This is a genomic window from Epilithonimonas hominis, assembly GCF_003730015.1.
GTDB lineage: Bacteria > Bacteroidota > Bacteroidia > Flavobacteriales > Weeksellaceae > Epilithonimonas > Epilithonimonas hominis.
Window position 1 is genome coordinate 138,040 of record NZ_RJTU01000061.1, and the last position, 25,560, is coordinate 163,599.

Here is a 25,560-nt window from a genome sequence, read left to right on the forward strand (position 1 = left end):
ATATAGATTAAAAATTTAAATTCAAATTGATGGCAAAATTTCGTTTCGGCATATAATAGCCGTAAACAGTTCTGTAAACTTTGTCCGTGATATTATTGACTTTGAAGCCTATTTTAGTTCCTCTTAAGATTTCTACCGAGATGCCTCCATTAATTATGGCGAATGATTCTAAGGCTAATTTTTCAGATTCTTCCGAATCGCTGAATATTTTTCCATTCCAGATACCCTGAGCAAAAATTTGATACTTTTTATAATGATAAGAAAAATAACCATTTAGGCTGTGAAAGGGAACGTAAGGAAGTTGTTTTTTCAGTTTCTGATCATTAGATTGCGTGTATGAGTAGGATATTTGTGTTTCAATGTGATGGTTATTTTTGAAATAATTATATCCAACTTGTGATTCCAATCCCCAAGACTTTACTCTGTCCGTATTGGTGGCTTTATACATTCCGGTAATATTCGGAAGCCATCGTATCATGTTTTTGATGTCCATAAAATACGATGTGACAGAGAATTTCCAATTTTTTAATTTAATGATTTGAGACAGTTCTGCCTGTTTCGAAGTTTCTGCCTTCAAATTCAAATTCCCTCCTTGCACCCAGTACAAATCATTAAAACTCGGCGCCCTAAAGTTTTTTGAAAGATTAAATTTTATCTGATACCAAGGTTTTGCTTGATAATTTGCTCCCGCAGAAAATAAATAAGGACTGCTGAAGTCTTCAACAAAATCTTTCTTGGCTCCCAATTCTAGAAATAGATTTTTCAACTCGTTATTTCGGTACAAAACGGCGATGGAGCCTTGATTTCTGTTAGCAGGCAACCTTTGGGTTTTGAAGCTTTCAGAAGTGAGATAGTTGTATTCTAAAATGGTGTTGAAAGAAGATTTAGGAGTCAGTTGATAATTAAAATCTGATTTTAAAATAAACTGTTCAGAAGCGCCACCGCTTTGAGAATCGTTTTTTGCTGAGTTTGAAAAGTATTGATAATCGTCAGTCAAATAAGCCAGTTTGAACTCGTTGCTGATTTTTCTATTTTTTAATTTCCATCCCAATAAGCTTCGGAAACTTTGAGTTTCATATTTTGTAGGTGTAGAAAATTCAGACAAAAGCGCATAGTTTTGAACGCCGTCATACAGCTGAGTCTGCCAGTAGAGTTCATTATTTGCTGATAATTTGTAGGCTATTCCCAGATTGAAAGCCGAGTTTTGATAAGCTCCATTTCTGTTTTTGTAATATTTTTCTTCCACTTCATACTCATTTTCGCTTTGCGAGTGGTTGAAATTAAAATTAAAACTAAAATTCTCATCGCTATATTTAGCAGATGCCAACGAGTTAATTGTTGCAAAGGAACTATATTCCGAAAACAGATTTACACTAAAACCTTTGTTATAATCAAGAATGTTGTTGAGGTGAATAGAGCCTCCAATTGCTCCGCTGCCATAAACCACACTTCCGCCGCCATATTTAACTCCGACATTTTCATAACTCAGCGGACTCAAAGTATTAATGTCGCCCTGACCAAGGAAAACAGAATTGATATTAATTCCGTTCCAGACAAAAGCGGTTTGTTGTGCGGTTGTTCCACGAAAAGAGGGAGATGAAGTTGCGCCACGACCATTTTCCTTGATGTAAATGTTAGATTGAAAACGTAGTAAATCTGATAGCGATGTGGAGTTTTGTAAAATCTTATCAGAATTAATGTTCTCAATTTTCGCAGTTTTAGATACTTTTCTGTACTGATTATCAATTAATACAGTATCTATCAATGTTTCCTGAGCGGAAAATTGATTCAGCAATAAAAGGGAAAAGAGCGCAAAAAAAAGTTTTTTCATAATCTGCCTTTCCTCCGAAAGCATCTTTATTTAAAATTTATCTCTGGCAGGTCTCCTGACTTTCGCTGATTTTGCGCCTTCTCATCCGTCTATGACGGACAATGGCATTTGATGAATAAAGAATAATCAGAAAAGGAATTATTCTTAGCAAAAACATTTAATTTAATTATTAATTTTTCATTATTAATTAAATCTGTCGCGATTTACAGTTGCGGGGACAGTTGAAGATTTGCGCTTCATTCCCTTTTAATCCCGAAACATTCGGGAACCAAATTCTCGGCAAATATAAACAAGTTTATTTGATAATTTAAAAATACTTAGAATGCAAGCTTTCCTGTTTCTGAGATGTTTCTTTTTTTGTAAAAGTTTTCCAACGGTTTTGGGAAGGATTTTTCTTCCGCCTGACTGTCATCAGCAATTATATAATCATTTTTTAAAGCAAATGTTTCAAATTCGCTTTTCGATTCCACTTCGACAGTATTGATTTCAATTGTCATGTTCTTATGCGTTAGTTTGTGGCTGATTATTTTTGAATTGACAATATAATTAGTCCAATTTTCAGGAATCGAAATAGGGAATTCATAAAGTTTTTTCCAGATAAAATCATTGCCTCTTTGTTTGATAAGGAAGTGATCTTTATGCTTCACAAAAAAATATTTCAAACTCAAATCCGAAACTTTAACTTTTTTCGTTTTTACAGGAAACTCCGAAACTCTCCCTGTTTGGAAAGCAGTGCAGTCATCATTCACAGGGCACTCTCCACAAAGAGGGTTTTTGGGTTTACAAATCTCAGAACCAATATCCATTATCGCCTGATTGAATTCGCCAGCTTTATCATCAGGCATAATTAACAAAGCCAAATCGGAAAAATATTCAAAAGCCTTCGAACCTGAAATGTCAAAATCATCAGCAAAAATCCTTGACAAAACTCTATAGAAGTTACCATCTACTGCAGGAACTTTTTCTTCAAAACAAATACTTGCAATGGCAGCAGCCGTATATTTTCCGATACCTTTTAATTTTAAAATGTCATTATAATGGTTAGGAAACTCGCCTCCAAAATTTTCTACAACCTGATGAGCTGCTTTGTGAAGATTAATCGCTCGGGAATAATAACCCAAACCTTTCCAATATAATAATACATCGTCTTCCGAAGCATTGTGAAGCTCTACAACAGTCGGGAATCTTTCTATAAATCTGAGATAATGACCGAGTCCTTGCTTGACTTGTGTTTGCTGCAAAACTATCTCACTTATCCATATATTATAAGGAAGCTGGTTTTCTCTCCAGGGAAGTTGTCTGGCATTGCTATCGTACCACTTTGTGAGCTTTTTTCCAATGTGAAGAAAATCAGCATTTTGTTTGTTTGTTTTCAAAAATATGTTTTATATTTGCACACCAAAAATATAAAGAATTTTAGAAAATGACAAAGGCAGAATTGGTAAATACCATCTCGAATAAGCTGGGAGTAGAAAAGAATGATACACAGAAAGTTATAGAAGCTTTTATGCAGGAAATTAGGACCTCCATGTATAATGGAGATAATGTTTACCTAAGAGGATTTGGTTCTTTTATTATCAAAACAAGAGCGGCAAAGACCGGTAGAAATATCTCAAAGAATACAGCAATAGAAATCCCTGCTCATAACATTCCTGCTTTCAAACCTTCAAAAACATTTGTAGAGAAAGTAAAGACCAAAGTTGCAGTGAAATAATTAGTTCGAATATTAACAGTATAAAAAAAATATAAATTATGCCAAGCGGAAAGAAAAGAAAAAGACACAAGGTAGCAACCCACAAAAGAAAGAAAAGAAGAAGAGCAAACAGACACAAAAAGAAAAAATAATTTAACCTTTTTGAGTCTTAAACATATCAAATATAGTTGGCATCTCGCCAGCTATATTTTTGTTTTATATTTACAACCTTATTTTAATAAAACCTTTTTATGAAGTTATGAAGAAAGAACTGATTATTTCCAATGATGGAGATGCTTCAAAAATTGCTTTATTGGAAGATGGCCGTCTTTTCGAGCTACACGAGCAGGAAACCAAATCCGACTTTGTGGTGGGTGATCTGTTCCTCGGAAAAATCAAAAAACTGGCGCCCAATTTGAATGCCGCTTTTGTCAATATTGGTACAGATAAGGATGCCTTTCTGCATTATCAGGATCTTGGTCCGCAATTTCTCTCTTATCAGAAATTCCTGAAAAACACAATTTCCAAAAAACAGCAGTCACCAAGCCTCAAGAATTTTGAGAAAGTGAGTGACATCAATAAGATGGGAACGGTTGATAAAGTGCTTACGGCAGGAGATCTTGTTCTACTTCAGATTACAAAAGAACCTATTTCTACAAAGGGGCCGAGAATATCAACTCAGATTTCACTCACAGGACGTTTTCTCGTTTTGATTCCATTTGATAACAAAATATCAGTTTCCAAAAAAGTTGCCAATCCTGAAGAGAAAACTAGACTGAAAACATTGATAGAAAGTATCCGTCCGGAAGGATTTGGGGTGATTATTAGAACTGTTGCAGAAGGGAAAAAAGTCGCTGAGCTTCATAATGATATGAATCAGCTCATAAAAAAGTGGGAAACTACGTTCAAGAATATTCAGAAGAATAAAGTTCCTAGCAAAATCCTTAGCGAAGAAGACAAAGCATCTTCGATTCTAAGAGACAACTTCAACCAGGATTTCGTAAGCATCATTTGTGACGATGAAAAAATGGTGGATGATATGAAGGCTTACATCGAAGTTATTGCACCGGAGCGCAAGAATATCGTCCAGTTTTATGATTCTCATATCCCACTTCTGGAATATTATAATGTAGAAAAACAGCTGAAACAGAGTTTTGGAAAACATGTTAATATCCCGAGTTCTAAAGGTGCTTATCTCGTTATCGAACATACAGAAGCGCTGCATGTAGTAGATGTTAATTCAGGAAACAACATCTCATCTGCCAATACGAATAAAACCCACGCTCTCAACGTCAATAAAATGGCGGCGACTGAAATAGCAAGACAACTTCGTCTGCGAGATATGGGTGGCATTATCGTGGTAGATTTTATCGATATGACAGATCCGGAACACAGGAAAGAACTCTATGAACATTTCCGTGAAGAGATGAAGCGCGACAAGGCAAGACATAAGATTCTTCCGCCTTCCAAATTTGGTCTTATCCAAATGACCAGACAGCGTGTACGCCCGGAAAAGCATATCGAGACTTCTGAGGAAAATCCAAATAAAGACGGCGAAATTATTGCCCCTATCGTGATTGTTGAAAGAATGGAGGAGTCCATCAGAACAATTATTCAAAAGGAAAGAGGAAAACTTTTCCTGCACGTGCATCCTTTTTTGGAAGCATACTTAACAAAAGGGCTGGCAAGCATCCAAAACAAGTGGTTTTTAAAATATAAAAAATGGGTGACCATCATCCCAAGAGATTCCTTTAAAATGCTGGAATTTCATTTATATAACTCCAGCAAAAAAGAGCTGATGAGTTATTCTAATTAAAAAATTTCAAACTTTGCTAAGATTTTAGCAAAGTTTTTTATTTACATTAACTAATATTTAACTTCCGGAATGATTTAATTAATTATTATTATGATATTTTGGTCATAATTTTGATGAGTAAATAACTAATTATATAAGTATATGTCAGGAAAAATTTTATGGATAGATGATGAAGTGGACTTGCTCAGACCTCATATTGTCTTTTTGGAGAATAAGGGTTATATAGTGACCCCGGTAAACAATGTTAATGAGGCACTTGAAATCATTGAAAAAGAAAAATTTGAGCTTACACTTCTAGATGAAAATATGCCTGGTATATCCGGATTGGAAGCCATTCCCATGATAAAGGAAAAGGATAATGCATTGAAAATTGTAATGGTTACCAAAAGCGAAGAGGAGCATATAATGGAGCAAGCGATTGGCTCTCAGATTGCCGATTATATATTGAAGCCGGTGAATCCAAATCAGGTTCTACTTTCTTTGAAAAAAAATCTGCATAGCGAATCGTTGGTGGAGCAGAAAACAATCGTAGATTATCAGCAAGAGTTCAGAAATCTTAGTATGGAACTATCTTATCTTAGGACTTATCAAGACTGGGCAGAATATTATAAAAAGATTCTTAACTGGGAAATCAAGTTTGACAAAGTATTTGACAGTGAATTTGCAGATTTACTTCAGAACCAGAAAGAAGAGGCAAACATCCAGTTTTCGAAATTCATCGAGAATAATTATGAAGACTGGCTGCATAGCAATGACAAGCCGATGATGAGCCACACCCTGTTTAAGGATAAGGTGAAACCAGAATTGGAGAAAGAAAAAGTTCTTCTTCTAATGATTGATAACCTGAGATATGACCAGTGGAAGGTTATAGAACCATTATTTACTAAATTCTATAATAAAACTTCGGAGGACTATTATTTCAGCATCTTGCCAACGGCTACTCAGTATGCAAGAAACTCCTTTTTTGCAGGATTGATGCCTTCAGAAATTGAGAAAAGATTTCCTCAGTATTGGTTCAATGACAATGAGGAAGGAAATAAAAACGAGCACGAGCGCGATTTCCTAGAAGACCAAATGAAAAGAATCGGATTGTCAGGAAAATCGATGAAATATCTGAAAATCTTGAACGCGGATTTTGAACGGAAAATTCTGGATGATTTCAATAAGCATAAAAATAATGATTTGCTGGTGATTGTCTATAACTTTATTGATATCTTATCTCACGCAAAAACTGATAATAATATTGTAAATCAATTAATTAGAGATGATAAAACCTTTAGGTCGCTCACATATAACTGGTTCGAAAACTCTTCGCTCATAAAAATCATAAAAACAGCGGCAGAAAATGGCTTCAAATTGGTCATCACCACAGACCACGGCACAGTTTATGTTAAAAAACCTAGTAAGGTGGTAGGTGATCGGGAAACCTCTACCAACATCAGGTACAAGACAGGAAGAAGTCTAACTTATGATGACAAGGATGTCTGGGCTATCAGTAATCCGGATAAGCTTTTCCTGCCAAAAGGAAACCTGAGTTCAAAATATATTTTTGCGAAGAATAACACCTTCCTCGCATACCCGAAAAATTACAATCACTTTGTGAATTACTACAAAGACACGTATCAGCACGGGGGAATCTCTCTGGAAGAGGTCATCATCCCGATAAGCATATTAGAGCCCAAATAGTTTTTTTCATAGTTTATTTGATTTGGGTTTATTGGGCGGAAAAGATTGATTACCTTTTCCGCCTTTTTATTTATTTTTAGGAGCAACACCTTTTGGTTACTCAATATCATTATAACCCGCTGTCCGCTGTATCTTTTTATCGCTCTGGCGGCTCCGCTGCGCTCCGCCGCCTCGCTCAAAAAAGGATGCCGCTACCATCGGGGCTATACACAGGTTTTGTATTTCTTTTGACCATTCCATTCAAAATCCCGAACTTTGGAAAATTAAACATTTATCAATCCTTAAAACTCCATTATTATAACAGATGCGTATCATTTCCTATAACGTCAATGGCATCCGTGCCGCCTTCACCAAAGATTTTATCGGCTGGCTGAATGTTGCTAATCCTGATGTAATCTGTATCCAGGAAAGCAAAGCGGGAAATGATCAAATCGATATTGAAAGTTTCGAGAAGATTGGATATCACAGTTACTGGCATTCAGCAGTAAAAAAAGGTTACAGTGGCGTAGGAATCGCTTCCAAAATCAAACCAAATCACGTAGAATTTGGCTGTGGGATAGAGAATTATGATAGCGAAGGCAGAATAATCCGCGCAGATTTCGATGACTTTTCGGTCATTTCAGTTTACGTACCTTCTGCTTCAAATATTGACAGACTTGATTTCAAAATGCAGTTCTGCTATGATTTTCTGGCATACATCAGAGAACTCAGAAAAACCATCCCGAATCTGATTATCAGCGGCGATTTTAATATTTGTCATCAAGCGATTGACATTCATAATCCGATTGGTTTGGCCAATACTTCAGGTTTTCTGCCGATGGAACGCAAGTGGATGACCAACTTTATGAATGAAAATCAACTTACAGACAGTTTCAGGTATTTCAACGATCAGCCGGATCAATATTCCTGGTGGAGTTACAGAGCCGGTTCCAGAGCAAGGAACAAAGGCTGGCGTTTGGATTATAATTTTGTTTCAGAACCATTGAGAGAGAAAATGACCAGAGCAGTTATCCTACCTGAAGTAAAACATTCTGACCATTGTCCCGTTTTAGTAGAACTGAATCTATAGATTATCACCACTTAGCCTATATTGTTTATCAATTCATTAACCATCAACCGACGTGCATCAGCAGCTTAACCTTATTATAGAAATTCTTGGAACCATTTCCTTTGCAATGTCAGGCAGTTTTGAGGCAATGCAGAAACGGCTTGATCCTTTTGGTGTTCTCATTATCGCATTCGTTACCTCGGTTGGTGGCGGAACTGTGAGAGATTTGCTATTAGATGTTCCTGTCTTCTGGATGACAGATATGCTGACTTGCTCCCTGATATTCTTTACTTGTGTATTTTCAATGGTTTTTAAATCTATTGAGAAGAACTTCAAAGTGACCTTATTTATTTTTGATAGTTTCGGGCTGGGGCTGTTTACCATAATCGGTATTCAGAAAGGAATCAACTCAGACCTACATCCGTTGATATGTCTCACGCTGGGAACTATAACCGGTTGTTTTGGAGGGATTATCCGAGATATTTTACTGAACAGAATTCCTTTGATTTTTAGAAAAGAAATCTACGCAACAGCATGCATCGTAGGCGGCGGAATTTTTCTGCTGATGTCGAGATATACAGGTTGGCCTTATACATTTGTTCAGATTTCTACAATAATCTTGATTGTAGCTATCAGAACATTAGCCGTAAAATACCATTGGAGAATTCCTAAGTTCTACGGTTATGAAAATAATGAAGAAATGTAAATAAAAAGAGCGAAATCAACTTTCGCTCTTTTGTTTATCTTAATTAGAAAAATTTTCCTCGGTTTCTCATATGCGGATTGTGCATATGTTTTTGCATTGTCGGCATTTTCATCTGCTCTTTCATCATCTTGATTTGATCTGTCATCATTCCTGCGGAATCCAGTTGTTTTGCTTCGTCTAGTAATTTCTGAGCTTCAGCTTTTCTTCCTTTGGATAATGCAGATGCTGCAAGATTCAGTTTTGCCATTGCACGGTCATGTTTCATATTTAAACCGTAATCCAAGGCTTTTTTCATCAATCCTTCTGTTTTTGCTGGATTATCCTGAGCAGTCGTCAGGGCTTGGAGATAGTGGAAATAGCCATATTGACTCTTATGAAGTTGGGATTTATAATCTGTAATATTGGCTAAAAACTTGGCAGCTTTATCCATATTTTGTTTTCTCAGTTGCCAGAATGCTAAAAGAATATTTTCATTTTTAAAAAATAAAGCAATAGGAATTCCAGAAAGCACGACTAAAACGATGCCCCAGCCAATGTTACGGTTGAACATCAGGTAAATGCCTAATGCGATAATGATTGCAGCTGCTACAAATTTTAGGTATTTGTTCATTGTAAAATATTAGGTTGCAAAGATAAGAATTAGGCATAAGATTTCCGAAAAACATTCAACATTGATTGACGAAAAATTTTTATTTTGATTCAAAAAAAAACACTAAAGTTATTTTTTGTAACTATTTAGTATACAAATTAATATGTCAAATATTTATATTTTTTACGATGGAAAATGTAAAAAATTTTCTACTTACCGCTTTTCTTTTTATGAGTACAGTCTGTTTTTCACAGCAATCTGCCAATCCGCTTGCTAATACAGAGTGGAACGGAATAGCCAATATTCCATCGCCTGAGGAAATTATATTTAAATTCTCTAATGATACAATTGATCTTGTTTTTTCAGGAAACGTTGCGGAAAAAATGAAATACTCTCTTACGGATAAGGAAACAATTAAGTTATTTAAAATAGAGGGAAATTCGCCTTGCGATTCTGCTGACAAAGGATCCTATAAATTTGTGATAAAAAATGATACACTAACTTTTACAAATGTTGAGGACCCTTGTATGGCGAGACAAATGGCTTTTTATGGAAATGTTTATAAAAAAGCTGCAACTAAAACTACATCTAAGTAGATTTTTAGGGATTAAAAAACGCCCACACAATTTTAGCTTTTGCTTTTCCCAGGATTTCTTCCAAAGTCGCCAGGTCGGATTCTTTGACTCTTTTTACCGATTTTAATTTAGATAAAAGTAGTTCAATTGTTTTTTCTCCAATCCCAGGAATTTCCTCTAACTCTGATTTTATCGTGGAGTTCTTTCGTCTGGTTCTATGATGTTTCACACCAAAACGGTGCGCCTCATCTCTCACCCTTTGAAGGATTTTAAGCGTTTCCGCTTTTTTATCAATATATAACGGAATAGAATCTTCCGGAAAATATATTTCTTCCAATCTTTTGGCAATACCTATAATTGTAATTTTCCCATACAAGCCAAGTAGTTTCAGACTTTTGACAGCTGATGACAATTGGCCTTTTCCACCATCAATCAGAATCAGTTGTGGCAAAGTTTCTCCCTCATCTAACAATCTTCTGTAACGCCTGTATATAACTTCTTCCATTGTGGCAAAATCATTCGGACCTTCCACAGTTTTAGGATGAAAAATACGATAGTCGGCTTTGCTCGGTTTTCCGTCTTTGAAAACTACACAGGCCGAAACAGGATTGGTTCCCTGGATATTTGAGTTATCAAAACCTTCAATGTGTCTTGGCTCCACAGGCATCCTCAGGATACGTTGCATTTCCGACATTATTCGGTTCGTATGTCTTTCCGGATCTATGATTTGGACTTGCTTTAATTTTTCAAGACGGTATTCTTTCGCATTTTTCTCAGAAAGTTCTACGATTCTTTTCTTGTCACCTACTTTTGGAACAATCAGTTTAACATTGGGAATTTCAATGCCCAGATGAAAAGGAATCAAAATTTCCTTTGATGTGGAATCGAATTTTTGCCGTATTTCTACCAGCGCCTCTTCCAAAATATCTTCGTCCGTTTCTTCCAGTACTTTTTTGATTTCTGTGGTAAAACTCTGAACAATAGAGCCATTCCTTATTTTAAAATAATTGACATAAGCTGCCGTTTCATCACTTGTCATCCCGAAAACATCCACATCATCAATGGTTGGATTTACAACAGTATGCTTGGCTTGATAATCGTCAAGAGACTCAATGTTTTGTTTGATCATCTGCGCTTTTTCGAACTCCAGATTCGAGGCAAAGCGGTACATTCTTTCTTCCAGATATTTTTTTGCAAAACGGAAATCACCTTTTATGATGCCACGTATCGCTTCCACTTTTTCATCATAATCTTCTTTGGATTCGAGTGCTTCACACGGCCCGTTGCAGTTTTTGATGTGATACTCCAGGCAGACACGGTATTTGCCTTCCGCAATTTTTTCTGGAGCAAGATTCAGGTTGCAGGTTCTGATTTTGTAAAGACTTTTGATTGTATCCAGAAGGATTCTTGCAGGGCGAACTTTAGCATAAGGTCCATAATATTCTGATCCGTCTTTGATCTTGGTTCTCGTTAGGAAAATTCGTGGGAAATCTTCATTCTTGATGCAAATCCACGGATAGGATTTGTCATCCTTCAGCATCACGTTATAAAACGGCTGGTGCGCTTTTATCAGATTGTTCTCGAGCAAAAGTGCATCATACTCACTGTTCACGACTGTAGTTTCCAGCCTGTGGATCTTGGAAACCATAATCCTTGTCCGGTAACCATTCTGATTTTTATTGAAATAGGACAGCACTCTTTTTTTGAGATGCTTGGCTTTTCCTACGTATAAAAGCTGATCGTTCTTATCATAATAACGATAGACACCGGGTTCCGAAGGAAGTGTTTTGAGCTGAAGTTCAAGATTGGGATTCACAATACAAATTTAGTGAATGTTTCTCTGAAATTAAATTTTGGTAAAATCAATTATATGTCTGAAAGCCAGCATATCTTTGCGTCAAAAGATGCTAAATGATTGGTTTACTCATTATATAGGAGTTTGCCCGTACTTGAAATTATTCCTCAATCAGATTATTTTCCGAATTATCCACCAAGCTCTGCGGGATTTCTTTTTTATTTTTGATGCCCAGCTTTTTCAGCTTTTCGGTTTGCCTTACGAGGTTATCATTTCCTGTGTAGAGCTGTTTGTACGCATCAGTAAAAGAGGTCTTTGCCTGATCTATGTTTCTTCCAACTTTATCTAGGTTTTCCACAAAACCAACAAATTTATCGTACAATTTTGCACCTTGAGTAGCAATTTCCATAGAATTTCTGTTCTGATACTCGCGTTTCCACAGATCTGCAATTAATTTTAGTGACGTGATGAGGTTGCTTGGGTTTAGTAATAGGATTCGTCTTTCATAGGCAAAATTCCAAAGATTCTGGTCGATTTGCATGGCAGCGATATAAGCTGGTTCGCTAGGAATAAACATCATCACAAAATCAAGAGATTTTCCATAATCATCATAAGCCTTTTGAGATAATTGCTGGATGTGATTTTTTATTGAATTAAGATGTTGTGTTTGCTTGATTTTGATGATTTCTGCATCGGTCTCATCCACTAGCTCTGTAAAAGCAGATAAAGAAACTTTGGAATCGATGATGACATTTCTTTCATCAGGATATTTTACAACGGCATCGGGACGCATTTTCTTACCAGAAAACTCAGAAAACAAAGCTTTATTATCCTCATCCCGAAGTTCGTGCTCCAGGAAATATTCTCTGCCTTTTACCAATCCAGATTTTTCCAGGATGCTTTCCAAGATCATTTCTCCCCAGTTTCCTTGTGTTTTAGATTCGCCTTTCAACGCTCGGGTTAATTTTTTAGCATCTTCAGAAATCTGCTGATTGAGTTCTGCCAATTCCTTCACTTTTTCAGCGAGTGAGAATCTTTCTTTATTTTCCTTTTCGTATGCCTCATTCACGCGATTTTTAAGCTCAGTAATTCTTTCCTGAAATGGTTCAAGAATAGTTTTCAGATTGTTCTGGTTGAGCGTTGTAAACTTTTCCGTTTTTTCTTCCAGTATTTTATTGGCTAGATTTTCAAATTGTTCTTTCGCCTGTTCCTGTATTTTCGTGATTTCTTCTTTCTGAGAATCCAGAAGTTTCTGCAAGGTTTCGTTTTGGGCGGATAACTGAGACTTTATGGCAATCAGGTTTTGCTTTTCGTCCATCAGCTTCCTGATTTCAGCATTTTGAGTGTTATGAACTTCCTGCTGCTCTGTAATTTTTTGACTGTACGAATTATTTTCGGCAGAGATTGTCGCGATACTGTTTTTAAGTTCGTTTATGTTCTCAGACTGCTGGAAATTTAATTGCTTTTCATTTTGCAAGAAAAGGTTTAGTTCATCAATTTTTAAATGAGAATTCTGAAGATCGGAATTGATTTTTATAAATTGATTATTAAGCTCATCATAAAGATTTCTTGAGACTGAAGAAGATTTCAGGACAAAATAAAGAATGACGGCGCCTAAAATACCGCCTACAAAAAAACCGATGATTAGATAAGAGATTTCCATTCTTCAAAAATACAATTTTGTAAGAATAAAAAGTAATGGAATACGTAAGATTAGTTAAAAAAGTCTGTTATATCTTTCTGTTTTTCGCCAGCATAGGAATAGAGATCAGACCCATAACGAGCATAATAATGATCTGCAAAGGTAGTGTGATGAAAGAGTAGGCGAGGCCCAATTCTCCGCCTTCTATAGCGTCTTTTCCCATCGAGATAAATAACGCAGTAAATCCGAATTTCATAGCCAAGTTAAAAGCGCCGATTCCGCCACTTGCAGGAATAATCATTCCCAAAGTTCCAACTACAAGTATAAAACAGCCATCCGCCAAAGTGAAGTCCGAAGTCTCTGGTAATGAAAAACAAACGAGATACGATGCGAAAAAGTAGCAAATCCAGATGCCGGCTGTCAACACGATGAATTTTACTTTTTGACGGAGTTTGAATACCGAAGTCAGCCCCGCAATTATTCCGTCTATAAAGTCAATGATTTTTGAGAGTAAAGCAAACTTTCTGAAACGTTCCTTGAATTTAATAAAAACAACGAATGAGGATATAATTCCAACAATAATTCCAATGATAAAAAATGGATTAAACTTAACACCGGATTTTTCATAAAAACTATATATGGCTTCGAATTTAAAAATGAGGGTGAGTCCTAGAAATATAAGCATACAAACCAAGTCAATCACTCTTTCCAAAATAATGGTTCCGAATGATTTGTCAACAGGAACTTTCTCTACACCATATAGAGCTGTGGAGCGCGCCAGTTCTCCGCTTCTTGGGATGGTGAGGTTCATCAGATATCCGAATGAGATTGACCAAAGTGAGTTACTGGTGCTGATTGTATGCCCCATTGGTTCTAACAAGAGATTCCAACGGACTGCCCGGAAAATATAAGCCGATATTCCGAAAACAGCAGCAAACCCAACCCAGATATAGTTGGCTTTTTTAAGAGATTGTTCTATCTTATCTAGGTCTAATCCTCTAAGTGCTAGCCAAAGAAAAATGCCTGCGATGGCTATAGAAACTAAAATGGTAATCGCATTTTTCAATGCGGAGGTTTTTCTCTTTTCCAAGATAACAACTGATTAAGTTAAAAGGTTGGTGTTCTCATCCGGAAAAACGATTTTTGGCTGAAAGGTTTTTGCTTCCTCGGGCGTCATCTGTGCGTACGCAATAATAATAATGACGTCACCTTTGTGAACTTTTCTTGCAGCAGGACCATTTAGACAAATATCACCGGATTTTCTTTTTCCTTTAATGATGTACGTGTCAAAACGTTCACCATTATTGACATTCACGATGTAAACCCGTTCTCCCACGATAAGACCAGCCGCATCTATCAAATCTTCATCAATAGTAATACTGCCGATATAATTAAGATCTGATTCCGTAACACGAACCCTGTGGATTTTTGATTTAAAAACTTCAATTAACATAGCCGCAAATTTACAGCAAAAATATGGAGGTGTAAAGAATTTGTGTAAAAGAAAAATATTATGAAGTGCATTAAAATATTAGTTCGTAATTATGAATTTATGAATATTGATTTTTTTTTAACCTAATATTATCCAAATGTTGATTAATAGTGATAAATCTTTAAAAATCAAGTGCAATAAATCCACTATTTTCGTTAATACTTGTTTTGCAAAATATTCATCATATTAAATTGATTCGTATATTCTCTAGTGTTTTTATCAAAAATATTTGCACGATATTAAAATTGTCTTATATTTGCTATAACAACATAACTTTAATCAATAAATATTATGAACAAGTCTGAATTAATCGACGCTATTGCTAAGGATGCAGAAATCACAAAAGCTGCTGCAAAAAAAGCTTTGGAATCATTCGTTTCTAACGTAACGGAAACTCTAAAGAAAAAAGATGGTAAAATTTCCCTAGTAGGATTTGGTACTTTTTCGGTATCTGAAAGAGCTGCAAGACAAGGTATCAACCCTGCTACTAAAAAGCCAATTAAAATTGCTGCGAAGAAAGTTGCAAAATTTAAAGCTGGTGCTGATCTTGCTACAGCGGTTGCTGGTGATAAGAAGAAATAATATTTATAATATTATCAATAAAAAATCCGTCTTTTAAAGGCGGATTTTTTATTTATGATTGATTTTCGTCATCTAAAAGATGGCCAAAGTAATCCTTTTTTGTTTTGAGATAAGAAGCACTGGCGTCATTAGATTTTATCTGTAAAGGAATTCTGGAATTATACGCGATGTTACTATTTTTTATGAACCTGATTTTTTCCGGATTATTGGTCATCAGATTCACAGATTTTACGCCAATTTGTTCCAACATATCAATGGCTACAGAAAAATCACGGTCGTCTGCAGGTAAACCTAACTGTAGATTGGCCTGCACAGTGTCCAATCCTTTTTCCTGTAATGCATATGCCTTTAATTTATTGATAATACCAATATTTCTGCCTTCCTGACGGAGATAGAGTATTATCCCTCCGTTTTCCTGCATAAATTTCATGGCAGCGTCCAACTGCTCACCACATTCGCATTTTTTTGAATGGAAAACTTCTCCTGTGATACACTCTGAGTGGATTCTTACATTGGTAGGTTTTTCCAGATCTGTATCTTTTGCAATCAGTGCCATATGCGGCATCCAATTTTTATCGTCTTCGGAGAAAGCCATCATTTTGAATTCCCCAAACTGAGTTGGTACATTCGATTCTGCCTGTAGTTTTAACATTGCATTCTAAAAAGATTAATTTGAAGACATGGAGTTGCTTTCTATGTTTTTATTCATCGAAGACTCTAAAAAGCTAACATTGGTTTTGATTTTCACCATATATCTGTTGAGAACTTCATTATCATCCTTTGTGATAAACTTTCTTAATTTTTGAATATTTTTATAATACTTTTCGAATGATTGTAAAGATTTAGTTTTTTCAGACTGATGCAAGTTTCTAACTGCAAGAAGGTAATTTGTTAGTGATTTTTTTAATCCAGCAACTTCTCTGTTTACAGCATCATTTCGAAATTTTGGGAAAGTTGAAACTAGGTTAGAAATTGTTGAAGCATACACTACAGATTCTGGAGAGAGATAGACATAAACGTCAGAATGGAGCTCGTCTGATGCAGATGAACTCGTGGAACACGATTGAGAAATATTAATAATAATTAGTATTGATAAAAGTTTATAAAAACTTTTCATTTTTTCTGTCGTTTTTGATACAGGATTGGGTTTAGTGCCTCATCATTATACATCTTCATCTGCTTATAAAGTTTCATTTTAACCTTACCGTTTTCGATGTCCGAAAGAAGTTGATCTATTGCTGTAGAGAGATCTTTTTTTTGCTCTTGTAATACCATAAGTTTGTCCGTGCATTTTATCTTATGCTCTTCGGAAGCGTCCTTTCTAGCGGCTTCTATTGCCATATGATAGATTTTCAATGATAATATCGAAAACCTGTCTATAGACCACGCTGGCGTTTCTGAGTTAATTCTTGCGTCGGAATTGGGAGTAATATCCCTGTATTTCTCATAAAACCAGAAATCGATCTGTTCTACCAGATCTGTTCTTTTTTGATTTAGAGCATCAATTCTACGTTTGATTTTCAAAGCTTCTGTCGGATCAATATCTTCCTCGCGGATTATATCTTCCAAGTGCCACTGAACTGTGTCAATCCAGTTTTTTGAATACAAAATCCATTCCAAACTACCTGTCTGAAATGGATTGTTTTCGTGCGAATTAACATCATCTTTAATATGGTAATCTTCAACCGAGAGATTGAAGATTTTCCATGCATTTTCGGTAAAACTCATTTAAGATCTGTTTTCTAAGACGGATTGTTCGGTGTAGTGTTAGAAGAATCATTGTTCTTTTTATCATCCTCCTTCACGGCATCTTTAAATTCTTTGATACCAGATCCTAATCCTTTCATTAATTCAGGAATTTTCTTTCCTCCAAATAATAAAAGTAATATCAAAGCAACGATTAGAATGTGTTGCCAAGATAAGCTAAGTATAATTGCAGATATTATCATCTTGATTTTTTTACAAAGTTAAATTATTTTTTAATACGAAACCCAGCCTAATGGATCAACTGGAGTTTGTCCATTCCAAATTTGGAAGTCTAATGTTATTGAGCCATCAAAATCACTGCCAATTTCTCCAATAAGCGTTCCGGCAGATACCTGCTGATTTGCTTTTACATAAGTGCTGCTAAGATTGGAATAAATAGTAAAATAATTTCCGTGCTTAACAAAAACAGTTCTACTTCCATTGATTACTTGTATTGTAGAAACAATTCCTGGGAAAATACATCTTGCTTTTGTGCCCTCAGCTACGGAAATTTTAATTCCTGTATTTTCTTCAACAATATTTTTAAATACTGGGTGTGGCTGTCTTCCAAATCTGTGTGTTACGGTTCCCTTGTCTACCGGGAAACTCATATGACCTCTGTTATCCGCAAAATTACTACCAACAGTAGAACCTACACCATAGCTTTTCATCACTTTCTTTTCCGCTTCATCTTTTGCATCCTCATTCTTCTTGTTTACTGCAGCTTCATTAGCTTTAGCTGCTGCAAGCTTATCATTGGCAGCTTTTGCTCTATCTGCAGCTTCCTTAGTCGCTCTTTCTGCTGCAGCTTTTCTTTCTTCTGCTTTATTAGATTCAGCCAGTTTTCTTTCTTCTTCTATTCTTTTTGCAGCTAGATCTGCGGCTTTTTTAGCTTCGGCTTCGGCTTTTTTTCTTTCCGCTTCTGCAGCGGCCAGTCTGGCTCTGTTTTCGGCTTCGATTCTTTCCTTTTCTTTTTTAGCTGCAATCTCTGCTAGACGTTTTCTTTCAGCTTCGGCTTTCTTCTCAGCTTCTTCCTTTGCTTTTGCGATTCTTATCTCGTCAGCAATAATGTTGGCAATCTGTCTCTGTAGATCTTTCTGCTGCGCTTGTTTTACCCTTAGTTCTGCCGTGAGCTTCGCTTCATTCTTTTTAAATTCGTTCAGTAGATCTTGCTTTTGCTTTCTTTCTATTTCAATTGTTGCTAACTCCTTTTTCTGTGAAAGTAGAAGGTTGTCCTTTTCTGTTACAGACTTCTTTTTAAGAGCGATATTTTTCTTTATCTCATTGGCTTTATTGGATATCTCAGCTGCTTTTTTATCTTGGTATTCCGAATATCGTTTGAGGTATTCTATTCTTTTAAGCGCTTCTCCCAGATTTCTGGAAGAAAGAATAAAGGTTACTTTGTTCTGTACACCTTTGGTTTTATAGGCTTTGACAAGTATTTCTGCGTAATTTTTTCTTAATACACTTAACTCTCTATTGTTTTTATTGATCTCCAGCTGTCTTTTATAGATATCATCTTCAATATATCTTTTTTCCTTTTGGGTGTTGTTGTAAACTTTCTCACGAAGCGTCAGCTTTTGATTGACAGTGTTGAGATAAGCTACAGAAAGTTTAGACTCTTGTTTTGTTTGGTTTAATGTGTTATTTAGAGAAGAAATCTGCTTCTTTAGATCAGCATTCTGTTTTTGGAGTTGTTCTTTATCTTTCTGAGCAAAAGCGGTAGTGAAAACTAAAATACCTATGAAAAAACTTAACTTCTTAATCATTTAATTTCTGTCTTTTTGTAATTGGCAGGAACGGAATAAGGAGTTTCCATTCGGGAGAAGTCAAATTTCGTATTTTCTATTAATATTTCGTCCGTTTTCTTTCCTTTTATAATTATTTTAACATTTTTAGGAAAACTCTCATTATTAAGGATTTCTCTGTTGGAATAAGTGAGTTCCAGCTGGTCATTATTCTGAGGATTTAAAAGTAAAACATGACTGAGATTTAGATCATTGTCATAATCCAGAGAGATATTGTATGCTGTAGTTTTGCCATTCTCTGTGATTTTTTGAGTTTCTTTTGAGGAAAGATTAAAACCCTGCGAATTCTTTGTAAGTTTATAACTATTTTCCGATATAGGAAGGAATGTTTTGCCTAAAAGCAAATTTTGTAATGCGCTGTAATCTATAAAATTGACATTCAACAGTTTATTTAGGTAGCTAAAGTCAGAATCGATGTAAGTTTTATCTAGTTTATAATATCCCTTCACGCCGTCTGGTGTAGCAATTCCTCTTGCAGCCTGCAAGATTACCGCAGTAAGATTCATCCAAACTTTTTGCCCGTTTTCAATATAAATCACCGCATCAAGCGTTGGAATAAATGAGCCTGTTTTAGCATCGATTTTACTGCTAATTTTCACGGCGTCAAAATTAGATTTTTTGACTACTGCGGAAAAGAACTGAGCATTGTTCTCAATAGGTTTGGTGGTGCTTACAGGTTGCTGTTCGGTTGTTTTTTTCTGAACACTGCAAGATGTTATCAATAATGATGATAGTAATATTATAGCAAATGATTTCATGAAACTTTTTTGGATTGCCTAACAATATTAACGCCAAAATCAGACTTATATTTTTAGGAGTAATTATCTAATAAAAAAACTTTGTCATAGCCTAAGCTTTGACAAAGTTAATTATATAAACTTATTGTTAATCCTTTGAGAGAAAATCCAAAACGGAATAATCTCCTAAAGAAATTTCTCTTGACACGCCAAAATATTGGGCAGAGTTTCCAATCATAGAATTACTCAGATTTCCGTGGTCTATTATAGTACTTCCTTGGATCAAAGAGTGTTCTATGTTAGAATTATGAATTTTAGTATTGTTTCCTAGAGATACATAAGGGCCGATTTTAGAATTCGTAATTTTCACATTTTCCCCAATGTAGCAAGGTGGGATGATAAGGCTATTTTCAATGACTGCAGATTCCGGATAATTGGACATCAATTCTTTTTCATATTCCAGAATTTTGCTGTTCGTTTCAATGGTCACATTTTTGTTGCCACAGTCCATCCAGTCATCCACTTTTCCGAGAGAGAATTTAGCGCCTTTTGCTCTAAGATTTTCCAAAGCTGTGGTCAATTGATATTCTCCACCTTGCATTATGTCGTTATCCATAATGTAGTCAATTTCTTTCATCAATTTTTCAGCAGAGTTGAAATAATAAATTCCAATAATCGCCAAATCAGAAACGTATTCTTTTGGTTTTTCTACAAAATCTGTGATGAAACCATAATCATCAAGTTTTACAACGCCAAAAGCCGAAGGATCTTCCACTTTTTTAACCCAAATTACACCATCAGCATTGGTATCCAAATGGAAATCTGCACGGAACAAAGTATCTGCAAATGCGATGATTACAGGTCCCGTCATACTTGCTCTAGCACAATTGATAGCGTGAGCCGTTCCTAGTGGTTCATTTTGGTTGTAAATACTTCCTTTTGCTCCAAGATTTTCGGCTACTTTTATGAGCGATGCTTCTACTTCCGGTCCAAAATCTCCAATGATAAAGGCAATCTCCTCTATAGGTTGATTGGCAACTTTTGCAATATCTTCTACCAATCTTTGTACGATTGGTTTTCCCGCAATTGGGATTAGTGGTTTTGGAACTGTTAAAGTATGTGGTCTGAGCCTGGATCCGCGTCCAGCCATTGGAACAATTATTTTCATAATTTTATTTTTAATTATATGGCTTTTAGTTAGTTAACTGTTTAAGGCGTTTTGTTATTTTATTCCAATTCTATTAAGTAATTTCTGAGGAATTATTTTTTCCGTCTTTAATAAAATGGCTGCCAAAAGTATAAATATAACATTACCAATCCAAATGTTTTCTTTTAAATATTGATAACATAGTAATGACACTAGCATTGTTATTAATATTACAATAATGTTTTTATAAATATTATACGGAACGGGATATTTTGCTTGTCCCCAAATGTATGATATGACCATCATTGCAAAATAACTCGCAATGGTTGCCCAAGTTGACGCCCAATAACCATATTTGGGAATAAAAAAGAAATTAATAAAGATAGTTATTAAAACACCAATTCCGGATATATAAGCACCAATTATGGTTTTGTCTGTCAGTTTATACCAGATGGAAAGATTAAGATAAATTCCTAAAAACAAGCTGGCAAAAAATAAAATCGGAAGAATTCCTATTCCTTCATAATATTCAGGATTGTTGATGTATCCTTTCGCGATCCAATCTAGATTTACAGATAAAAATAAAACGATGATACAATTGATAGCAATGAAAATATCCATTAATTTAACATACATTTCTTTAGCATTGTCTTTTTTAGAATTACTGAAGAAAAATGGTTCTATTCCTAAAGAATAAGCTTGTCTGAAAAGAATTACAAAAGTAACGACTTTGGCAACACCACCATAAATTCCCAATTGATGTCTTGCAATTTCTTCCGGTAAAAAGAATTTTAAAAACTGTCTGTCAAAGGTTTCATTAATAATTCCTGCCAAACCAGCAATGGTAATCGGCCAGGAATATTTTATCATTTTTTTCCAAAGTTCCCAAGAGAAATATTTAATTCTTGCTATGAAAAGCTCTTTTGATAACATCAAAAATGTAATGGAACTTGCAACAAGATTCGCTACAAAAACATAACCTATCCCAAATTCTGAGCTGTATTTTAAACCAAAAATGCCATGTGGATATTTTGGTAGAATAATGATGAAAAATACTACTAATAGGAAATTTATAATTCCATTTGTGATTCTAATTCCTGCATATTTCAACGGTCGTTCATTCTTTCTTAGCATCACGAAAGGCATTGCGCAAAAAGCATCCAGAGCCAACGTCACTGTTAAAATTGCCAATAAGTCAACTTGGTCCGGCGTTTTGAAAGCTTCCGCCAATGATTGTCTGTAAAACAAGGTGAAAGCCAAATAAACCAAAGTCACAGCCAAAACACTAAAAAATGAAGTCGAAATCAGTTTTCTGTCATCTTTCTCGTCCAAAGCAAAACGGAAAAAAGTCGTTTCCATTCCGTGGGTTAGAAGCACAGCAATAACGCCTGCTACAGAATAAAAATCTGCAAAAGGAGAGTACGCTGTTGGTCCAAAAGTTCTCGTAATAATTGGATTGATAACGAATGGGAAAAGTCTGATAATCACAGTCGTTAGTCCATAAAGAGCGGTTTGTCCGAGAAGTTTCTTCATTTTTATTTCAGTTCGAAAATTTTTGCAAAATTAACGGATTCTGTCAAAATTCAATTTTATTTCTTTTGTTTCTTAGTCATATAGAAAGTCATTTTTCCCCCTTCATAATATCCTGATGTTTGATTGTGAAATCTTTTACAGCTTTTCCACTCAGAGCTATTTCAAAGTAAACATTTTTATCAGACTGATTTTTAGCTTTAATTTCAACAGTTTTTCCGTTTTCAAGATGTAAAGTTGCATTCTTCACGCTTGGACGTCGGATTTGATATTTATCAGAACCAGGCGAAATATGATATCAGTTGCAGGACTAGATGGAACGGCTCCAAAAGGGACAGTTGCGCCAGGAAAAGTATTTCCCGTTTTCTCGGTTCCGTTGGTTGGATTGACATATTTCGCTAAGTTGTCTAATATATGAAAACTTAATAATGATGCGAAACAGGTAGAATTAAAATTAATTTTCTCGGAGACATTATTTTGAATTTTGAAGCAATCTAATCTAATAAAATTTCAAACACTTGAGTCACTTAAGAATAAGAAAATTATAATTAAAAATAAAGTTCACGTAACCTGAAATCTCTAATCTTTGAAACTAAATTGTTCTAAATAAAACTTTTTTTGAATTTTTCATTAAACTTAACTGTAAAAGAGAATCTTATTAATTCAAAATTTGAGTAATCGTTTTCAAAAACTTAATTTTGTTTCAATCTAAAAAAATAAAATGAAAATCCTAATAAAAAACTCACAAATCGTCAACGAAGGAAAGATTATCCAAAGCGATATTCTGATCGAAAACGATTTAATTTCTAAAATAGAACCCCATATTTCTGAAAAAGCAGACCAAATTATTGATGCATCTGGAAAATATCTTTTGCCTGGAGTGATTGATGACCAAGTTCATTTCCGTGAACCGGGTTTGACTCATAAAGGCGACATCGAATCTGAATCCCGTTCTGCAATCGCAGGTGGAACAACAAGCTTCATCGAGCAGCCAAACACGGTTCCAAATGCTGTAACACAGGAATTATTAGCAGATAAATATGAAATCGCTTCTCAGAAATCTTTCGCCAATTACGGTTTTATGATGGGCGGCACCAATGATAATCTCGAAGAAGTTTTAAAAACAAATCCAAGAAATGTTCCAGGAATCAAATTGTTTTTAGGTTCATCAACCGGAAATATGCTTGTTGACAATCCTGAAACTTTGGAAAACATTTTCAATAATACCAAAATGCTGATTGCTGTTCATTGTGAAGACGAAGCAACAATCAGAGCCAATACTCAAAAATATTTGGATGAATATGGAGAAGATATTCCTGTGAAATTCCACCATTTGATTAGAAGTGAAGAAGCTTGTTATAAATCTTCCTCAAAAGCGATTGAATTGGCAAAGAAAACCGGCGCAAGACTTCACGTTTTCCATTTGTCAACGGCAATTGAAACTGGACTGTTCAGAAATGATATTCCTTTAAAAGACAAAAAAATTACCGCAGAAGTTTGTGTTCATCATTTGACTTTTACCAATCAAGATTACGACACAAAAGGAGGATTAATCAAATGGAATCCTGCAGTAAAAACGCAAAAAGACAAAGACGGCCTTTGGGAAGCATTGTTGGATGACAGAATTGATGTGATTGCAACCGACCACGCACCACACGCTTGGGAGGAAAAACAGAATGTTTATACGAAATGTCCTTCCGGAGCGCCTTTGGTTCAGCATTCTTTGGTAGTGATGTTGGAGAACTTTAAAAACGGGAAAATTTCATTGGAAAGAATCGTTGAAAAAATGGCTCACAATCCTGCGATTTTGTTCAGAATTGAAAAGAGAGGTTTCATCAGAGAAGGTTACAAAGCGGATTTGGTTTTGGTTGATTTGAATCAAAATTGGACGGTTAAAAAAGAAAATATTCTTTACAAATGCGGTTGGAGTCCGTTGGAAGGAACTGAATTTCATTCTAAAGTCACGCACACTTTCGTCAACGGAAATCTGGTTTACGAAAACGGAAAAATCAAGGAAGAAAAATTCGGAGAGCGTTTGCTTTTTGAAGTGGAAGGATAAGGTATTAAGAAAGCGAACCTAAGTATGCTTTTTTGTTTTAAATCGTGTCTTCGTATTTTAAGCATATCTTTTGTTAATTCCCATTTCAAAATAAAAATCTAAATTTACCACAGACACAAATTAATCGTTTATTAATATCAAAAATCATTTACTAAATGAATCTATACACACAACCAATGTTGCGCGAAGACGCACTGAAAGATAAAGTAGCCATCGTAACCGGTGGCGGAAGTGGTCTTGGGAAAGCAATGACCAAATATTTTCTTCAGCTTGGAGCAAAAGTCGTAATCACTTCAAGAAATCTTGAAAAACTTCAGGGAACTGCGAAAGAACTGGAGGAAGAAACCGGTGGTAAAGTGCTTTGTGTGGCTTGCGATGTCAGAAATTGGGATGAGGTAGAAGCAATGAAGGAAGCTGCAATAAAAGAATTCGGAAGGATAGATATTCTTTTGAATAATGCCGCAGGAAATTTCATTTCACCAACCGAAAGATTAACACATTCTGCATTTGACTCCATTTTAGATATTGTTTTGAAAGGAACTAAAAATTGTACTTTGTCTATTGGTAAATATTGGATCGAGAATAAAATTCCGGGAACGGTTCTCAATATTGTTACAACTTATGCTTGGACAGGTTCAGCTTATGTTGTTCCTTCGGCTTGTGCAAAAGCAGGGGTTCTGGCAATGACAAGAAGTTTAGCGGTTGAATGGGCAAAATATGGCATCCGCTTCAACGCCATTGCGCCAGGACCATTTCCTACTAAAGGTGCTTGGGACAGATTGTTACCTGGAGATTTGCAGGAAAAATTTGATATGCGCAAAAAAGTGCCTTTGAGAAGAGTAGGAGAGCATCAGGAGCTGGCAAATCTTGCCGCTTACTTGGTTTCCGATTATTCAGCTTATATGAATGGTGAAGTGGTAACTATAGATGGTGGGGAATGGCTGCAAGGTGCTGGCGAATTCAATATGTTGGAAGATATTCCGCAGGAGATGTGGGATGCTTTGGAAGCAATGATAAAAGCTAAAAAATCAAATTAATAAAGATTTTTCACCGTTTAGATGTCACACAATTTTTTGTG

The 25,560-nt window shown here is 35.4% G+C and carries 26 protein-coding genes and 1 riboswitch; of the genes, 10 read left to right on the top strand and 16 right to left on the bottom strand.

Annotated elements, in window-relative coordinates; genetic code table 11:
- Positions 1-7 precede the first annotated feature (7 nt).
- Both EGH73_RS09305 and mutY read right to left on the bottom strand, forming a co-directional pair.
- The gene (locus tag EGH73_RS09305) at positions 8-1,831 is read right to left on the bottom strand and encodes a TonB-dependent receptor (RefSeq protein WP_123281671.1); all 1,824 of its coding nucleotides are present in this window, start codon (positions 1,829-1,831) and stop codon (positions 8-10) included.
- A 28-nt stretch (positions 1,832-1,859) separates the two neighbouring features.
- Positions 1,860-2,119: riboswitch (cobalamin riboswitch) on the bottom strand.
- Positions 2,120-2,148: 29 nt separating this feature from the next.
- A complete protein-coding gene (mutY, locus tag EGH73_RS09310) occupies positions 2,149-3,207 on the bottom strand; it encodes an A/G-specific adenine glycosylase (RefSeq protein ID WP_123281594.1) in 1,059 nt (352 codons plus the stop codon).
- A gap of 47 nt (positions 3,208-3,254) precedes the next feature.
- On the opposite strand from mutY, the gene EGH73_RS09315 reads away from it, so the two are divergent.
- From EGH73_RS09315 to EGH73_RS09335, 5 genes are all read left to right on the top strand, one after another.
- Positions 3,255-3,545, top strand: a complete 291-nt coding sequence (locus EGH73_RS09315) for an HU family DNA-binding protein (RefSeq protein WP_027383593.1) — start codon at positions 3,255-3,257, stop codon at positions 3,543-3,545.
- A gap of 238 nt (positions 3,546-3,783) precedes the next feature.
- The gene (locus EGH73_RS09320) at positions 3,784-5,340 is read left to right on the top strand and encodes an Rne/Rng family ribonuclease (RefSeq protein ID WP_123281595.1); all 1,557 of its coding nucleotides are present in this window, start codon (positions 3,784-3,786) and stop codon (positions 5,338-5,340) included.
- Positions 5,341-5,481: 141 nt separating this feature from the next.
- The gene (gene porX, locus EGH73_RS09325; protein WP_123281596.1) at positions 5,482-7,026 is read left to right on the top strand and encodes a T9SS response regulator signal transducer PorX; all 1,545 of its coding nucleotides are present in this window, start codon (positions 5,482-5,484) and stop codon (positions 7,024-7,026) included.
- Between the two features lie 304 nt (positions 7,027-7,330).
- Entirely contained in the window at positions 7,331-8,095 is a 765-nt protein-coding gene (locus EGH73_RS09330; protein WP_123281597.1) for an exodeoxyribonuclease III, read from the top strand.
- A 106-nt stretch (positions 8,096-8,201) separates the two neighbouring features.
- On the top strand, positions 8,202-8,780 hold the full coding sequence (locus tag EGH73_RS09335) for a trimeric intracellular cation channel family protein (protein ID WP_394338737.1): 579 nt from the start codon (positions 8,202-8,204) through the stop codon (positions 8,778-8,780).
- 43 nt (positions 8,781-8,823) lie between these two features.
- Here EGH73_RS09335 and EGH73_RS09340 read toward each other — a convergent pair whose 3' ends face one another.
- Positions 8,824-9,390, bottom strand: a complete 567-nt coding sequence (locus EGH73_RS09340) for a DUF2892 domain-containing protein (RefSeq protein WP_123281599.1) — start codon at positions 9,388-9,390, stop codon at positions 8,824-8,826.
- 167 nt (positions 9,391-9,557) lie between these two features.
- Between EGH73_RS09340 and EGH73_RS09345 the strand changes: the two genes are divergently transcribed.
- Positions 9,558-9,965, top strand: coding sequence for a hypothetical protein (locus tag EGH73_RS09345; protein ID WP_123281600.1), 408 nt, complete (start codon positions 9,558-9,560; stop codon positions 9,963-9,965).
- A gap of 4 nt (positions 9,966-9,969) precedes the next feature.
- Here EGH73_RS09345 and uvrC read toward each other — a convergent pair whose 3' ends face one another.
- From uvrC to panD, 4 genes are all read right to left on the bottom strand, one after another.
- Entirely contained in the window at positions 9,970-11,760 is a 1,791-nt protein-coding gene (gene uvrC / locus EGH73_RS09350) for an excinuclease ABC subunit UvrC (RefSeq protein ID WP_123281601.1), read from the bottom strand.
- A 139-nt stretch (positions 11,761-11,899) separates the two neighbouring features.
- On the bottom strand, positions 11,900-13,402 hold the full coding sequence (rmuC, locus tag EGH73_RS09355) for a DNA recombination protein RmuC (RefSeq protein WP_123281602.1): 1,503 nt from the start codon (positions 13,400-13,402) through the stop codon (positions 11,900-11,902).
- 67 nt (positions 13,403-13,469) lie between these two features.
- Positions 13,470-14,447 carry a lysylphosphatidylglycerol synthase transmembrane domain-containing protein gene (locus EGH73_RS09360; protein ID WP_245985491.1) on the bottom strand — a complete coding sequence of 326 codons (978 nt, stop codon included), beginning with the start codon at positions 14,445-14,447 and terminating at the stop codon, positions 13,470-13,472.
- A 36-nt stretch (positions 14,448-14,483) separates the two neighbouring features.
- A complete protein-coding gene (gene panD / locus EGH73_RS09365; RefSeq protein ID WP_089768992.1) occupies positions 14,484-14,834 on the bottom strand; it encodes an aspartate 1-decarboxylase in 351 nt (116 codons plus the stop codon).
- Between the two features lie 330 nt (positions 14,835-15,164).
- Here panD and EGH73_RS09370 point away from each other — a divergent pair, with 330 nt between their 5' ends.
- A complete protein-coding gene (locus EGH73_RS09370; RefSeq protein WP_089768993.1) occupies positions 15,165-15,455 on the top strand; it encodes an HU family DNA-binding protein in 291 nt (96 codons plus the stop codon).
- Positions 15,456-15,507: 52 nt separating this feature from the next.
- On the opposite strand, the gene ribA is transcribed toward EGH73_RS09370, so the two are convergent.
- The 9 genes from ribA to EGH73_RS09415 all read right to left on the bottom strand — a co-directional run bounded on the left by ribA (position 15,508) and on the right by EGH73_RS09415 (position 22,673).
- Positions 15,508-16,107 (bottom strand): GTP cyclohydrolase II, encoded by a 600-nt coding sequence (ribA, locus tag EGH73_RS09375; protein ID WP_123281604.1) that lies wholly within the window; start codon positions 16,105-16,107, stop codon positions 15,508-15,510.
- A gap of 15 nt (positions 16,108-16,122) precedes the next feature.
- Positions 16,123-16,572, bottom strand: coding sequence for a hypothetical protein (locus EGH73_RS09380; protein WP_123281605.1), 450 nt, complete (start codon positions 16,570-16,572; stop codon positions 16,123-16,125).
- Complete coding sequence (locus EGH73_RS09385; RefSeq protein WP_123281606.1) at positions 16,569-17,183, bottom strand: DUF4254 domain-containing protein; 615 nt, start codon at positions 17,181-17,183, stop codon at positions 16,569-16,571. The genes EGH73_RS09380 and EGH73_RS09385 overlap by 4 nt, the downstream gene beginning before the upstream one ends.
- A gap of 14 nt (positions 17,184-17,197) precedes the next feature.
- Positions 17,198-17,404 (bottom strand): twin-arginine translocase TatA/TatE family subunit, encoded by a 207-nt coding sequence (locus EGH73_RS09390; RefSeq protein ID WP_089769001.1) that lies wholly within the window; start codon positions 17,402-17,404, stop codon positions 17,198-17,200.
- Positions 17,405-17,434: 30 nt separating this feature from the next.
- Positions 17,435-18,970, bottom strand: coding sequence for a murein hydrolase activator EnvC family protein (locus EGH73_RS09395; protein ID WP_123281607.1), 1,536 nt, complete (start codon positions 18,968-18,970; stop codon positions 17,435-17,437).
- Positions 18,967-19,767: a DUF4292 domain-containing protein gene (locus EGH73_RS09400; RefSeq protein ID WP_123281608.1), complete on the bottom strand. Its 801-nt coding sequence runs from the start codon at positions 19,765-19,767 to the stop codon at positions 18,967-18,969. The genes EGH73_RS09395 and EGH73_RS09400 overlap by 4 nt, the downstream gene beginning before the upstream one ends.
- Positions 19,768-19,894: 127 nt before the next feature.
- On the bottom strand, positions 19,895-20,914 hold the full coding sequence (locus tag EGH73_RS09405) for a sugar phosphate nucleotidyltransferase (RefSeq protein WP_123281609.1): 1,020 nt from the start codon (positions 20,912-20,914) through the stop codon (positions 19,895-19,897).
- 54 nt (positions 20,915-20,968) lie between these two features.
- Entirely contained in the window at positions 20,969-22,426 is a 1,458-nt protein-coding gene (locus EGH73_RS09410) for a lipopolysaccharide biosynthesis protein (RefSeq protein ID WP_123281610.1), read from the bottom strand.
- Positions 22,427-22,514: 88 nt separating this feature from the next.
- A complete protein-coding gene (locus tag EGH73_RS09415; protein WP_245985492.1) occupies positions 22,515-22,673 on the bottom strand; it encodes a glycoside hydrolase domain-containing protein in 159 nt (52 codons plus the stop codon).
- 42 nt (positions 22,674-22,715) lie between these two features.
- Here EGH73_RS09415 and EGH73_RS14300 point away from each other — a divergent pair, with 42 nt between their 5' ends.
- The 3 genes from EGH73_RS14300 to EGH73_RS09425 all read left to right on the top strand — a co-directional run bounded on the left by EGH73_RS14300 (position 22,716) and on the right by EGH73_RS09425 (position 25,519).
- Positions 22,716-22,841 (top strand): hypothetical protein, encoded by a 126-nt coding sequence (locus EGH73_RS14300; protein WP_260255178.1) that lies wholly within the window; start codon positions 22,716-22,718, stop codon positions 22,839-22,841.
- A gap of 303 nt (positions 22,842-23,144) precedes the next feature.
- Positions 23,145-24,482, top strand: coding sequence for a dihydroorotase (locus EGH73_RS09420; protein WP_123281611.1), 1,338 nt, complete (start codon positions 23,145-23,147; stop codon positions 24,480-24,482).
- Between the two features lie 155 nt (positions 24,483-24,637).
- Complete coding sequence (locus tag EGH73_RS09425; protein WP_123281612.1) at positions 24,638-25,519, top strand: SDR family oxidoreductase; 882 nt, start codon at positions 24,638-24,640, stop codon at positions 25,517-25,519.
- Positions 25,520-25,560: the final 41 nt, after the last annotated feature.